The sequence below is a fragment of the Aeromonas sp. s1(2024) genome, from assembly GCF_040908005.1.
Classification (GTDB): domain Bacteria; phylum Pseudomonadota; class Gammaproteobacteria; order Enterobacterales; family Aeromonadaceae; genus Aeromonas; species Aeromonas caviae.
This window is the reverse complement of record NZ_JBFOCW010000001.1, coordinates 24,229-37,348: the sequence shown is the minus strand read 5'-3', so window position 1 is coordinate 37,348 and position 13,120 is coordinate 24,229. Positions and strand designations below refer to the sequence as shown.

The window sequence follows — 13,120 nt, the reverse complement described above, 5'->3', positions numbered from 1 at the left end:
CCCTCAGGACAGACGATCATGAATACCCTGTTTCAGCCCTATCGCCTCAACGACACCCTCACCCTCGCGAACCGTTTCATGATGGCCCCCCTCACCCGCTGCATGGCGGGCCCGGGTCTGGTGCCCACCGAACAGATGGCCGCCTACTACGGCCGCCGCGCCGACATCGGCCTCATCATCTCCGAAGCCACCATCATCCGTCCGGACGGGCAGGGCTACCCCAATACCCCGGGGCTCTACAGCGCCGAACAGATCGCCGGCTGGAAGAAAGTGACCAGCGCCGTGCATGCCAACGGCGGCAAGATCTTCGCCCAGCTGTGGCACGTGGGCCGTCTCTCCCACCCCTTCTTCCACCACGCCGAAGTGCTGGCCCCCTCCGCCGTCGCCCATGAGGGCACGGTGCCGCGCATGCGCGAGCTGGTCTATCAGGTGCCGCGCGCCCTGACCGGGAGCGAAATCGCCCAGCTGGTCGAGGATTACGCCCAGGCCGCCGCCAACGCCATCGAAGCGGGCTTTGACGGGGTGGAGATCCACGGTGCCAACGGCTACCTCATCGATCAGTTCCTGCACCACGCCAGCAACCTGCGCACCGACAACTACGGCGGCAGCCCCGAGAACATGAGCCGCTTCGCGCTGGAGGTGGTGGATGCCATCGCCGCCCGCATCGGCGGGGATCGCACCGGCCTTCGTCTCTCCCCCGGCGCCTATGTGCACCTGGAGGGGGATGCCCGGGATCGCGCCGTGTTCGACCACCTGCTGGCCGAGCTGAACCAGCGCACTCTGGCCTATCTGCACTTGGGCATCTTCGATGACAGCCTCACCTTCGACTACCTGGACGGCCGCGCCTCCGACTACCTGCGTGCCCGCTACGACGGCCACCTGGTGGGGGTCGGCAACTACAGCGCAGAGACCGCGCTCGAGGCCATCGAGGCGGACCGCTTCGACCTCGTCGCCATCGGTCGCCCCCTCATCGCCAACCCGGACTACTTCGCCAAGGTGAAACAGGGCGACGCCCTGGTGCCCTATGCCGACACCATGCTGGCCGAGCTGGTCTAACCCTCGCCGGCGCCTTGCCTGACCAAGGATGGGATCCGCGCCCCCCGCGCGGGTTTCCAATGTTTGGGCCCTCTCCCGGGCCCTTTTTTCTGCCTGCCTTTCACCCTTTTTCACGCAAATGGTTGTCACCAACAACCAAACGATGCTATTGGTTGCGTACAACAACCAAATACCATCACTAGGAGACAACCCCATGGATCCCCGCCCCCTGCGCGCCCTGTCAAGGGAACTGGTACGCGAACTCGGCATGCTCTCCCAGCAGTGCGGCTCGCTGGCCCTGAGCCCCCTGGAGGCCCACCTGCTCATCGAGCTGGAGAACGGTCCCGCCACCAACCAGCAGCTTGCCGAGCGCCTTCGCATCGACAAATCCAACGCCAGCCGCCCCCTGGCCCGCCTCGCCGAGCGGGAGCTTATCGCCTGGCAACCCCACCCCTCTGACGGGCGCAGCAAGGAGGCGAGCCTCACCGAGCCGGGCAAGGCACAGCTTGAGGAGCTGCACCGGCAGATGGACGAGACCATGGCGGGGGCCCTGGCCCAGCTCTCCCCCGCCGAGTGCGAGCAGATCTGGGAGGGCATGCGGCTCTATCGCAGCGCCCTCTCCCGCGCCCGCCGCCAGCAGGGCTTCGTCATCCGCCCCATCACCCCGGCCGACAATCCCCGGATCGCCGCCGTGGTGCGCGCCGTCTCCGCCGAATACGGCCTCACCGCCGACAAGGGGTACGGGGTGGCGGATCCCAACCTCGATTTTCTCCACGAGACCTATCAGGGGGAGCGCAGCCGCTACTGGGTGATTGAGGGACCGGACGGCGCCATTCTCGGCGGGGGTGGCATAGCGCCGCTGGCGGGGGCAGCGGATGTGTGCGAGCTGCAGAAGATGTACTTCCTGCCCGCCCTGCGAGGGCTGGGGCTGGGACGGCGGCTGGTGTTGCAGGCGCTGGCCGAGGCTCGCGCCCTGGGTTACCAGCGCTGCTATCTGGAGACCACCGCCGTGCTGCGGGAAGCCACCGCCCTCTATGAATCCCTGGGCTTCGAACACCTGCCTGGGCCCCTTGGCTGCACGGGCCACGACGCCTGCGAGATCTGCATGGTACTGGCGCTCGACGGGAAGGAGGGGAGATGAGTGAACCAACCCGACTCTCTGTCGGCATACGAGATGTCAGCTTCGGTGAAAGGGTGAAGCTGGTTGAGCCTGTCAATCTCTACGGCTGTACCCTGGCTGACGATGTCTTTGTCGGCCCCTTCGTGGAGATACAGTCGAACGTCTCCATAGGTCGCGCAACCCGCATCCAGTCCCACAGCTTTATCTGTGAGCATGTGACCATAGGTGAGCGCTGTTTTATCGGTCACGGCGTCATGTTTGCCAATGACCTCTTTCAAAGCGGCGCCCCCGACCCGGATCCCGCCAGTTGGGGCCGAACCCACATTGGGGATGGGGTATCCATCGGTTCAAACGCCACCATTTTGCCGGTACGGATATGCCAGGGAGCCGTCATCGGTGCCGGCGCAGTGGTGACCCGGGACATCACTGTACCTGGCACCTATGCCGGCAACCCCGCCAGATTGCTGCGTACTTTCTAGCCAGAAGCGCCAATTCCCCCCTCACCCCCCCTTCTCCCGCAAGGGTAGAAGGGGGGACGGACAGGCAATCTGTCGATACCCCGCGAGCCCGATCACCCCGTATCACGACCCCAGGCTGACACCGCGCCTCCCCAGAAGAGCGCTTGCCATTCATCTCATGGACAGTGACACATAACGCCTGTCAGGCTCCAACCCGTTGGGTATAGTGATCAAAGGCGATTACCTTTTGATACCCTTCTGATTCATAAAGTAATTTTGCAGGTTGATTGGAGACAGCCGTCGCCAGTTTGACGGTCAGGGCATCTGTCTCCCTAGCAAAGCTGGCCACCCGTTTCAGCAGCGCTCTTGCCACCCCCTGCTGGCGAGCTGACTCGACGACATAAAGATCATTGAGGTACCACATCCTCTTCATCGCGACGGAAGAGAATGCCGGATACAACTGGACAAAGCCTGCACACTCTCCCGCCTCGTTGCGTGCCAGAAAGATAACTGAATCCGCCCCCTGAAGGCGTTCCCCAATGAATCGGGTTGCCTCATCACTGTCCGGCGCTTGCCCATAAAACTGCCGATAGGCATCAAACAGACGGCTGGTTTCTTCAATGTGGGCCAACGTGGCCTTGAATATCTGCATGGCATCTCCTTGTCACCCTTCCCTGCACAGCGGTGCAATAGGATGGGGCCGTATGGCAAATACAGTGTCGGGTTTAAGAGGGGAAATAGAACCAGGCGGTCTGGATAAGACCCTCCTTCACCTCGAACACCGCCACGCTCTCGATGGGCTCGGGGGAGAGGCCGTGGATCAGCTCGTGATCGAACACCTTGTTGCCCATGACAGTGCGTGACAGCAGCTCGGCCTTGAGCAGCGGGTTGTTGAATCTGTGCTGTGCATAGAAGGCCCGCAGCGCCCCCTTGCCGACTGTGCTCGGCGTCTCGGTCGGCATGCGATAGCCTTTGAAATCCGGGGCAAAGCAGGCCACGAAGGCGTCGAGATCGTGGGCATTGTAGGCGGCAAACTGCGCCTCTACGGGTTGGGTGACGGACATGTCTCTCTCCATGAGTGAAATTTAAATCACTTATCCTTTATTTTTATTCACTCATCAAGCCCCGGATGGGGATCTACGCCCCTTCCAATGAAACGCCCCATAACAAAAAACCCCGCCGAAGCGGGGTCTCTCTGGTCATCAGCCACCCGCTGGGTGCGGGCGGAGTGATCAGTGTTCGCGGGTCTGGCGGAAGTGAACGTCCGGGTGACGCTCCTGGGCCAGGCGCAGGTTGACCATGGTCGGCGCGATGTAGGTGAGGTTGTCACCGCCATCGAGGGCCAGGTTGACCTCGTTCTTGCGCTTGAACTCCTCGAACTTCTTGACGTCGCTCCCTTCCACCCAGCGGGCGGTGGCGACGTTGACCGCCTCGTAGATGGCCTCGACGTTGTACTCGCTCTTCAGACGAGAAACCACCACGTCGAACTGCAGCACACCGACCGCACCGACGATGAGATCGTTGCTGATGAGCGGACGGAACACCTGCACCGCCCCCTCCTCGGAGAGCTGCACCAACCCCTTGAGCAGTTGCTTCTGCTTGAGGGGGTCACGCAGGCGGATGCGGCGGAACAGTTCAGGTGCGAAGTTCGGGATGCCGGTGAACTTGAGATCTTCACCCTGGGTGAAGGTGTCGCCGATCTGGATGGTGCCGTGGTTGTGCAGACCGATGATGTCGCCGGCACAGGCCTCGACCGCCTGTTCGCGGTCACCGGCCATGAAGGTGACGGCGTCGGAGATGTTCACGTCCTTGCCGATGCGCACGTGGCGCATCTTCATGCCCTTGCTGTAAGTACCTGACACGATACGCATAAAGGCGATACGGTCGCGGTGTTTCGGGTCCATGTTCGCCTGGATCTTGAACACGAAACCGGAGAACTTCTCCTCGGTGGCCACCACTTCGCGGCTCTCGGCCTTGCGCGGCATGGGGGCTGGCGCCCAGTCGGTCAGGCCATCCAGCATGTGGTCGACACCGAAGTTGCCGAGGGCGGTCCCGAAGAAGACCGGGGTCATCTCGCCGGCGATGAAGGCGTCGTGATCGAACTCGGGAGAGGCGCCCTGCACCAGCTCCAGCTCGCCACGCAGCTGGGCAGCCAGATCGTCGCCGATGGCGGCATCCAGCTCGGGGTTGTTCAACCCCTTGACCACCCGCTTCTCCTGGATGGTGTGGCCCTGACCGCTCTGATAGAGATAGGTCTCGTCCTTGTAGAGGTGATAGACACCCTTGAAGGATTTGCCACAGCCAATAGGCCAGGTGATGGGGGCGCACATGATGTTGAGCTCGCGCTCCACCTCGTCCATGACCTCCATCGGGTCGCGCACTTCGCGGTCCAGCTTGTTCATGAAGGTGAGGATGGGGGTGTCGCGCAGCCGGGTCACTTCCATCAGCTTGCGGGTCCGGTCTTCAACACCCTTGGCGGCGTCGATGACCATCAGGCAGCAGTCGACCGCCGTGAGGGTACGGTAGGTATCTTCGGAGAAGTCCTCGTGACCCGGGGTATCGAGCAGGTTGACCAGGCAGTCGGCGTAGGGGAACTGCATCACGGAAGTGGTGATGGAGATACCGCGCTGCTTCTCCATCTCCATCCAGTCGGATTTGGCGTGCTGGCCCGAGCCACGGCCCTTGACGGTACCGGCGCGCTGAATGGCCTGTCCGAACAGCAGGACCTTTTCGGTGATGGTGGTTTTACCCGCATCCGGGTGCGAGATGATCGCAAAAGTGCGTCTCTTGGAGACTTCACTCAGAAATTCAGCTGACATAATTCGACGTTCTTCTATTGAGCGGCGGCCTGGAGCCACCGTGGGAAAAATGCGGGACAGCACCTTGGAATCAGGGCGCCCATGCAGACAACGACACCACGCGGGCGGGTCAGTGACCGCCGGTGGAGACAGGAGAAGCGCGTTGCATTACATGGGTCTGGCCCCGGGTCAAAGCAAAATTGCGCGGCATTATACCCGCGCGAGTGAAAAATACCCAGCCCGCTATCACGGGGGCCCGGGGTCGACCTCACCGGGCCGTCATCACCCGGTTGCGCCCCGCCAGCTTGGCCTGGTACATGGCCTCGTCGGCCCGGCGTACCAGCTCGCCCAGGTTGTCATCCTCGGGTTTGTACTGGGCGCAGCCGATGCTGATGTGGATGGGGTGATCCGCAGGCACCCCCTCAATCTCGAGGCAGGCGACGGCGAGGCGGATCCGCTCCGCCACCTCGACGGCCTCGCCCAGGAGGGTATCCGGCAGCAGCACCAGAAACTCCTCGCCGCCGTTGCGCCCCACCCTGTCGAGGCTGCGCAACTGCTCCTCGATGCACTGGGCCACGGCGGTGAGCACCCTGTCCCCCACGTGGTGGCCCAGCTGGTCGTTCACCTTCTTGAAGTGATCCACATCCAGCAGCAGCACGCACAGGGGTTTGCCCTCCTCCCGGGCCTGGGTGAACCATTTGCGCCCCTTGGCCTGGATCTGGCGCCGGTTGTGGATGCCGGTCAGTTCGTCCGTCATGGCGAGGCGCTGCATCTTGCGGGTGCGCCCGCGCTGGTGCACCACCAGGGTGCCCATCACCACCAGCAGCAGGGCCACCACCAGGTATTGCCAGTAGCGCCGCTCCTGCAACTGCTTGAGTTTCTCCGCCTGCAACTGCTGCTGGGACCTGAGGGTCTGGTTTTCCAGCTCCTTGCGGGCGAGATCGAACTCGAAACGCATCTGCAAGGAGCGCTGTTCCCGCAATCTGAGCTCGAGGGCCTGGCGGGTCTCGACATAGGTCTTGAGGCTGGTGAGGGCCGACTGGATATGCCCCTGACGCTCCAGCACCCGGGCCCGTGTCTCATGCACCCGGGCGAGGAAACGCAGGTTCTGCTCCCGGGTAAAGATGGGCTCGGCCTCGTCCAGGTGCCGCAGCGCCTCGCCGGGTCGGTTCAGGGCCTCGAGGACCTCGGCCATGACGAGGTGCCAGTGGCCCAGGGTGACGCTGTCCGCCCCCTCCCCCTGATGAAGGGAGGCTGCCGCCTGATCGAGCTTGGTCATGGCCTGGTCCGGCTTGCCCTGTTTCTGCAGGATGGTGGCCAGCTCTATCCGGCTCCAGGCCAGGACCCCTTCCTGGTTTGATCCCAGATAGTAACGCTCCGCTTCGGCCATCAGGGGCAGCGCCTTGTCGTACTCTTCGGTGTCGATGTAGAGGAGCCCCTGCTGGCTGTGAATGTCCACCAGGTACTCCTCGACCCCGAGCTGCCGGTAGTCGTGCTCCAGCTCCTTGAAATAGCTCTCGGCCCGCTCATAGAGCCCCATCCTGCGATAGGCATTGGCAATATTGGCGAGCACCTCGCGCCCCTTGGCCTCCAGCCCGAGCGCCTCGTATCGCTGGTGGGCATCGATGAGATCCATCAGCCCCTCCGCCAGCTCCCCCTGGTAGGAGTACATCTCCCCCCGCAGGCTCAGGATGTCGGCACGCTGACGCTCATCCCCGAGTCGGCGAGCCAGGGTCAGGGCGGCGTCGTAATCCTCCCCCGCCCCGGCCATGTTGCCGAGCAGTTGCCGGTGATACCCGCGGCAGGCGAGCAACCCCACCTCGGTGACCCTGTCCTTGCGGGCACGGGCCTGCGCCAGCCCCTGCTCGGCAAACGCCACCGCGCGGCGAAACTCCTCGTCTCGTTCACTCGGCTGGGCCCAGCACTGCAGCCGGGCAAGGCGGCCCTGCACCTCGGGCGGATAGTGTGCCTGTTCGGCAGTCAGGGCGGCGACGCGCTCGCGAAATACCTGCACCGGCATCGTCGACTCTTCCAGTCGCTGCAACGCCAGTTGCAACTCGTACCCAGCCAGTGGCGTCGCCTGGGCCAGGGCAACCCCCAGCAACAGACCACCTCCCATCAGGATCTTCATGCGGACATTTTCTCCTCTTCACTGGCCGGACGCCGCGCTCACCGCTGTCATCATATCCCCACAGACTCTGGGCGCACAGCCGTCAGAGGGTGGGAAAACGCCTCATATCGGACGAGAGCCTCCCCTATCCCCTTCTTTACAGAAGGAGAGAGTGCATCGACTATATATGCTTTCGAACAGGGGAAGGGATGAGGAATGACCTACGAGGAGCTGAGGGAGGCTTACGACAGGTTGTTGCTGGAGAACGAGCGTCTCAAACGCATCGCGGATGACGCGCGGGAGAAGCTGGACGCCGCTATGGACGGCACCGGCCTGTGCATCTGGCAGAACCATGTGCCCACCGGCAAACTCATCATCTTCAACCGCCGCTGGGGCTCCATGCTCGGTTACCAGCCCAAGGAGCTGTCGGCCCACTTCGACGTCTGGCGCGCCCACCTGCACCCGGAGGACAGGGAGCAGGTGCTGCAGGCCTTCTTCGACCATCTGGAGGGCAAGAGCCCGTTTTATCAGGCGATGCACCGGATGATCGGCAAGGATGGCAAGACCACCTGGGTGCTGGACCGGGGCCGGGTGGTGGAGCGGGATGATCAGGGCAACCCCGTCCGGGTGATGGGCACCCACATCGACATCACCCACGAGAAGGAGTACGAGCAGCAGCTCGCTCAGCTTGCCCACCGGGATCCCCTCACCGGCCTGTTCAACCGCACCGCGCTGCACCGCCACTTTCCCGGGGAGTACCAGGCCATCTGTTTCATCGATCTCGATGACTTCAAGCTGGTGAACGACAACCTGGGCCACCGGGCAGGTGACGAACTGCTGGTCTCCCTTGCCCAGCGCCTTCGCCACTGCTGCGCCGAGGAGGTACGGCTGGGGCGCATCGGCGGGGACGAGTTCGTGCTGCTGCTGCCCTGGGCGTGCGACGATCCCCGCACCAGCCACCTCGCCCGCCAGTGCATCGATGCCATCGCCACCCCCTTCGAGCTGCCCAACGGGGACGCCTCGGTGGGACTGAGCATGGGAATTGCGGCCATCCGGCCCCAGGACGATTTCGGCGCGGCACTGGCCCGGGCGGATCAGGCCATGTACAGGGTCAAGCGCAGCGGCAAGCGGGGTTTTTATATTGCCCAGCCAAGCGGTCAGCCGCTGCTGGATCAGGAGCAGGTCAACGAACGGGGCCTCTACCACAGGCCCACTCTCTGAGCCTGAGCACCCTCAATGGCGCTGCCAGCGCCGCAGCAGGCGTCCACGCAGGCCGCAATCGAGCAGCCAGCTGTTGTCGAACACCCGCAAAATAGCCGCCTTGGCGTGACGGGACATGGCGACCGCATGGAAGCGTGTCTGCTGCGCCCGTCGCCGGTTCATCCGCTCGAGCAGGGCGTGGGGCAGGTTCTGGGCGATGAAGTCGGAGATCACCAGCACGTCGGCCTTGGCAAAGGCGGGTTGTTCGAGCTGGGTCAGGGCCTGCTCCAGGCAGGGCACCAGATCGGTCCCCCCGTGAAAACTCATGGAGAGAAAGCGCTCCGCCTTCTCAAGCCCGGTGTCGGCGGTGATCTCCAGGGTCGCCACCTCGGTGGAGAAGAGCATCAGATAGCAGCCCCGCTTCTCCTCCATCGCCCCCTTGAGCAGGGCGAGAAACAGCGCCTTGGCACACTCCTCCGGATAGCCCCCCATGGAACCTGACGTATCGACGCAGACGATGAAAGGGCCACGCGGCTGCACCTCCTGCCCTCCCTGCTCGGGGGAGCGCAGCATCAGACGCTGGCGCGGCAGGGTGCCCCGCGACTGGTAGCTCAGCAGGCGCCGCTCCAGATAACGGCGATAGAACTCCAGTTCCAGCTCCGGCAGCGCCAGCATCACCGCCTCGCTCGGCAGGAGGCGCATCAGATCGCTGGCCGGGTGCACCCCCACCAGATCGTCGGGCACATCGTCACTTTGCACCTCCTCCAGCTCGTGCACAGGTACCGGCGGCAGCGTCCTGTCCTCGCTGCGCCGCTCCCGCTCGCTGCGCCCAAGCAGGGCGGCGATCTCCGCGAGCAGAGGCTCCTGCTGCAACATGCGGGCGTACTGCTTCACCAGCGCCAGGCTGCGCTTGTGCCAGCTCCCCTGGGCCAGATCCCAGAGCCCCCCGGCGGAGATCTGGTGCGGATCCAGGGCATCGGCCAGGGTCCGGTTGGCCAGCAGTTGATCCTCTATCTCCTGGCGCTGCTTCTCCCGCTCCGCCTCCGCTATCTGCTGCTGCAACTGCAACAGGCTGCCCACCAGGCTGGCACGCCACTTCTCGATGAAGAGCTGGCGCAGCCCCTCGGTGGGCTGGGCCACTATCTGGCGCACCAGGCTGCGGGCATCCCCCGCAAAGGGGCTGTGCTGCTCAAGGGCTTCCAGCAAGGCGGGCAGGCGCCCCACCAGCTCCGGCAGGGGCAGTTGCCGGTGGGCCTGATAGAGCAGGTATTCCCGCTCGAGGGCCACCGGCACCGGCTTGTGACGCATCTCCTCCCCAAGCTGTTCGCTCCAGGTTTGGATGCGCTTTCTGAGCAGCTTCCCCTGCAGGGGCGAGCGCTTGAGGAACTCGGAGATCTTGGGGGTGGAGGCAAGCAGCAGCGCCATCTCCCCCGCCAGCTCCCCCTCCCCCATGAGCAGCCCCAGGTCCATCATGCCGATCTCTAGCATGGGCCACCCCGGACGTTGAGATGTGATGGAGTATCATGCTGACGAAACATGTTTTTCATCCTGTTTATTTCACCAATCCCACGTCAGGCGCGACGTCACCCCTGTGCATCGAGAAGAGGCAGACGATCCCGCCACTGCTGCAGCTCGGCCCCCAGCCGCTCAAGGTCCCGGCTCAGCACGAAGAAGCTGTCCTCCACCTGACGCAGCCAGTGGTCCCCCACGAACAGATGGGGCTGGTGACGGTCGAACAGGTTGCGCTGGCCCTTGAGGTTTTGCAGCACCCGGTTCACCTGGCCCGTCAGGTCGTCCAGGGCCGACAGCCAGGGGGCCATCACCACCTCGGGGATGGGGGTGCGCTCCACCAGCATCAAGGGCACGGGCTGGCGCTGGATATCCAGCACGTGCAGCCGCAACTGCTCGTCCAGCACCAGCTCGTAGTGCCCCTCCTTGGGGTTGCCGAGGGGCCAGCCCACCAGCGCCTCCCCGGTGGGGTGCCAGTGAGAGAGCAAGGTGCGATCGAAGGTGAGGGTGCCGGTGAGGCGTTCGGGATCACTGCCATCCAGGGGCGCCGGGGTGAGCAGCTGGAAGTGCACCAGCTTGCCGAACGGCCTGGCGTTGGCCAGCGGCAGTTCGGTGCCGCGGGCGCGGCGGCCGAACCACTGCTTGCGCTTGACAGCCTTGCAGCCGATGCGCAGGGCGACCGCCCCCTGCAACTGCTTGAACTGCTCGCGCAGGGAGAGCAGCTCCCGGGTCAGCGCCAGTTGCTGGTAACCGTAGAGGCGGGAAAACTCGCCGATCATCTCCAGCAGCGCGGTGCGGGAAGCCTCGTCGTGCCAGAGGCAATCCTTGAACAGCAGCAGATCCAGGGGAGCCACCTCGTCGCGGCCATTGAAGAAGGCGCTCGCCTTGATGAGCCGCACCGCCTTCTTCCAGCGCCGATCCGAGACATAGCAGCCGTGCCCGAGTAGACTGTCGAGCTGCTGGCGCAGCTGGTAGATGAGTTCGAAACAGGCGTCCGGCAGGCGCACCTGCTCGATGGCATCCTGCCAGGCGTCGTACTCTTCCCCCCGAATCTGCACCGAGGGGGTCAGGTTCTGATGGGACTGGCCATCGCTCGCCAGCATGGCCTGGAAGTTGGATTTCTCCTGCACCCTGTCCATCCAGACCCGCACCAGCATGCGGTCGTAGAGCGCCTCCAGCCCGCTGTCCGGGGCCGGCAGCTCGTTCGAGGCGGTGACCAGCAGCCGCATGGGAATGGGGTGCTGGCTGTCGCCGTTGCGAAACTGCCGCTCGTTGATGGCGGTGAGCAGGGTGTTGAGGATGGCGGGGCCCGCCTTCCAGATCTCGTCGAGGAAGACCACCTCGGCCTCCGGCAGGTAGCCGCTGGTCAACCGCAGGTACTTGCCATCCTCCTTGAGCGCCTGGATGGAGAGGGGGCCGAACACCTCCTCCGGCGTACTGAAACGGGTCATCAGGTATTCGAAATGGCGGGCATCCTGAAACGCCAGCTTGAGGCGCCGCGCGATCAGGCTCTTGGCGATGCCCGGGGGGCCCAGCAGAAAGACGCTCTCGCCACTCAGGGCCGCCAGCAGGCCGAGCCGCAGGGCATCCTGGCGCTCATACAGTCCCTCGCCAAGGGCGGAAAGGAGCCGTGGCAGGCGCTCATGAATGGGGGTGGCACGAACAGTATTCTGGGCTAAAGGCGGCATAGGCACAGTTCCGAAGCTGATAGGTCATCCGTGGTGACGGGGTCCGGCCTCTGGCCCCGCTCCACTCTCATTGTCTGTCATCTCTGCCCCCGGGGAGGCGCTCGTTTGCCATCGCCACAGGGCGAAAAGCGCACGTCCGGGGTGCAGCAAATCCCGCGAGAGTGTACTCTGCGCATCATTATTTACCCCAACGCAGATCAAGAGTGAGCCTTCGCCATGCAAGATCCCCTGCTGGACCCGCTGCGCCAGCGCATCCTGGCCCGCATGGGCATCCCCCTCTGGCAACAAAGAGGCCGACTCCTGGCGGGAGGCACCAGCCCCGACGGCGCCGCGCAGCCGGCAAACACGCCCGCCGACGAGGTGCTGGCCCCGCAGGAGACTGCCCCTCTGCCGACCGGCAAGCTCTGGCTGCTGGCCGAGACGCTGCCCGCGCCCTCCCTGCTCGGGGACATCTGCCGCTGGCTCGGCCTTGGCACAGACGAGGTCTCCCTGCTGTCCGAGATGCCTTCCCTGCCCGCGGGGGCCACTTCGCCCCTGCTCTGGCTGACGGCGCCGGACCCTCGCTGGCCCGATGCCCTGGTCTGCCCGCTCAAGCCCGATGGGGCGCACAAGCGCGCCCTCTGGCAGCAGTGCCGGCAGCGCCACACCCCTTGATGCTCACGACCATGGCACGGCCATGGTGTCCATCGCAAGCCTGAATCCCGTCCGGAGTGACCATGTCTGACCTCTTGCCCCACTTTCGCCCCCTGCTCGAATCGGACTTCGAAGCCATCTACCCCATCGAGCAGGCCGCCCACCAGGAGCCCTGGAGCCAGGCCAACCTGCTCTCCTGCTTCGGGCCGCGCTATCTCAACGGCCTGATGCTGGTGGACGGACGACCGGCCGGTTTCTACATCTCGGATCTGGTGGCGGGAGACAGCTCCCTGATGAACATCTGCGTGCATCCCGATTTTCAGGGCAAGGGGCTGGGGCGGGCGCTGCTCAGGGAGTACCTGGCCCGCAGCAAGGCCGGCAAGGCCGAGGCCTGGTTCCTGGAGGTCAGGGCCGGCAACCGCACCGCCATCAACCTCTACGAGAGCGAGGGGTTTGCCGAATATTGCCGCCGCGCCGACTACTATGGCACCGGGCAGGAGAGGGAGGATGCCGTGCTGATGTCCCGTCTGTTCGACTTCGGCTGACAACCCGCAGCAGACCGCCGTCAG

At 64.4% G+C, this 13,120-nt stretch carries 12 protein-coding genes; 6 read left to right on the top strand and 6 right to left on the bottom strand.

Annotated elements, in window-relative coordinates; translation table 11 throughout:
- Positions 1–18: 18 nt before the first annotated feature.
- From AB5Y70_RS00180 to AB5Y70_RS00170, 3 genes are all read left to right on the top strand, one after another.
- A complete protein-coding gene (locus AB5Y70_RS00180) occupies positions 19–1,056 on the top strand; it encodes an alkene reductase (protein WP_049635918.1) in 1,038 nt (345 codons plus the stop codon).
- 193 nt (positions 1,057–1,249) lie between these two features.
- Positions 1,250–2,176, top strand: a complete 927-nt coding sequence (locus tag AB5Y70_RS00175; RefSeq protein WP_043155371.1) for a MarR family transcriptional regulator — start codon at positions 1,250–1,252, stop codon at positions 2,174–2,176.
- A complete protein-coding gene (locus tag AB5Y70_RS00170) occupies positions 2,173–2,634 on the top strand; it encodes an acyltransferase (protein WP_039039413.1) in 462 nt (153 codons plus the stop codon). Before AB5Y70_RS00175 ends, AB5Y70_RS00170 begins: the two co-directional genes overlap by 4 nt.
- 181 nt (positions 2,635–2,815) lie before the next feature.
- Here the strand turns inward: AB5Y70_RS00170 and AB5Y70_RS00165 are convergent, their stop codons facing one another.
- The 4 genes from AB5Y70_RS00165 to AB5Y70_RS00150 form a co-directional block, all read right to left on the bottom strand.
- The gene (locus AB5Y70_RS00165; RefSeq protein WP_049635919.1) at positions 2,816–3,265 is read right to left on the bottom strand and encodes an N-acetyltransferase; all 450 of its coding nucleotides are present in this window, start codon (positions 3,263–3,265) and stop codon (positions 2,816–2,818) included.
- A gap of 73 nt (positions 3,266–3,338) precedes the next feature.
- Complete coding sequence (locus AB5Y70_RS00160) at positions 3,339–3,677, bottom strand: nuclear transport factor 2 family protein (protein ID WP_043155376.1); 339 nt, start codon at positions 3,675–3,677, stop codon at positions 3,339–3,341.
- 168 nt (positions 3,678–3,845) lie between these two features.
- Entirely contained in the window at positions 3,846–5,435 is a 1,590-nt protein-coding gene (gene prfC, locus AB5Y70_RS00155; RefSeq protein ID WP_102949290.1) for a peptide chain release factor 3, read from the bottom strand.
- Between the two features lie 244 nt (positions 5,436–5,679).
- Positions 5,680–7,542 (bottom strand): diguanylate cyclase, encoded by a 1,863-nt coding sequence (locus AB5Y70_RS00150; RefSeq protein WP_049635921.1) that lies wholly within the window; start codon positions 7,540–7,542, stop codon positions 5,680–5,682.
- 195 nt (positions 7,543–7,737) lie between these two features.
- Here AB5Y70_RS00150 and AB5Y70_RS00145 point away from each other — a divergent pair, with 195 nt between their 5' ends.
- Positions 7,738–8,742 carry a sensor domain-containing diguanylate cyclase gene (locus AB5Y70_RS00145; protein WP_049635922.1) on the top strand — a complete coding sequence of 335 codons (1,005 nt, stop codon included), beginning with the start codon at positions 7,738–7,740 and terminating at the stop codon, positions 8,740–8,742.
- Between the two features lie 12 nt (positions 8,743–8,754).
- Here AB5Y70_RS00145 and viaA read toward each other — a convergent pair whose 3' ends face one another.
- Both viaA and AB5Y70_RS00135 read right to left on the bottom strand, forming a co-directional pair.
- Positions 8,755–10,209, bottom strand: a complete 1,455-nt coding sequence (viaA, locus tag AB5Y70_RS00140) for an ATPase RavA stimulator ViaA (RefSeq protein WP_041214545.1) — start codon at positions 10,207–10,209, stop codon at positions 8,755–8,757.
- Between the two features lie 95 nt (positions 10,210–10,304).
- A complete protein-coding gene (locus AB5Y70_RS00135) occupies positions 10,305–11,918 on the bottom strand; it encodes an ATPase RavA domain-containing protein (RefSeq protein ID WP_049635923.1) in 1,614 nt (537 codons plus the stop codon).
- A gap of 216 nt (positions 11,919–12,134) precedes the next feature.
- Between AB5Y70_RS00135 and AB5Y70_RS00130 the strand changes: the two genes are divergently transcribed.
- On the top strand, positions 12,135–12,572 hold the full coding sequence (locus AB5Y70_RS00130; protein WP_049635924.1) for a DNA polymerase III subunit psi: 438 nt from the start codon (positions 12,135–12,137) through the stop codon (positions 12,570–12,572).
- A gap of 74 nt (positions 12,573–12,646) precedes the next feature.
- Positions 12,647–13,096, top strand: coding sequence for a ribosomal protein S18-alanine N-acetyltransferase (gene rimI / locus AB5Y70_RS00125; RefSeq protein ID WP_029313700.1), 450 nt, complete (start codon positions 12,647–12,649; stop codon positions 13,094–13,096).
- The last annotated feature ends 24 nt before the right edge of the window (positions 13,097–13,120 follow it).

Coding starts and splice junctions, on each gene's coding strand:
- AB5Y70_RS00130 (WP_049635924.1), top strand. CDS start 12,135: ATGCAAGATCCCCTGCTGGACCCGCTGCGCCAGCGCATCCTGGCCCGC.
- AB5Y70_RS00170 (WP_039039413.1), top strand. CDS start 2,173: ATGAGTGAACCAACCCGACTCTCTGTCGGCATACGAGATGTCAGCTTC.
- AB5Y70_RS00145 (WP_049635922.1), top strand. CDS start 7,738: ATGACCTACGAGGAGCTGAGGGAGGCTTACGACAGGTTGTTGCTGGAG.
- AB5Y70_RS00135 (WP_049635923.1), bottom strand. CDS start 11,918: ATGCCGCCTTTAGCCCAGAATACTGTTCGTGCCACCCCCATTCATGAG.
- AB5Y70_RS00160 (WP_043155376.1), bottom strand. CDS start 3,677: ATGTCCGTCACCCAACCCGTAGAGGCGCAGTTTGCCGCCTACAATGCC.
- AB5Y70_RS00175 (WP_043155371.1), top strand. CDS start 1,250: ATGGATCCCCGCCCCCTGCGCGCCCTGTCAAGGGAACTGGTACGCGAA.
- AB5Y70_RS00180 (WP_049635918.1), top strand. CDS start 19: ATGAATACCCTGTTTCAGCCCTATCGCCTCAACGACACCCTCACCCTC.
- AB5Y70_RS00165 (WP_049635919.1), bottom strand. CDS start 3,265: ATGCAGATATTCAAGGCCACGTTGGCCCACATTGAAGAAACCAGCCGT.
- viaA (WP_041214545.1), bottom strand. CDS start 10,209: ATGCTAGAGATCGGCATGATGGACCTGGGGCTGCTCATGGGGGAGGGG.
- AB5Y70_RS00150 (WP_049635921.1), bottom strand. CDS start 7,542: ATGAAGATCCTGATGGGAGGTGGTCTGTTGCTGGGGGTTGCCCTGGCC.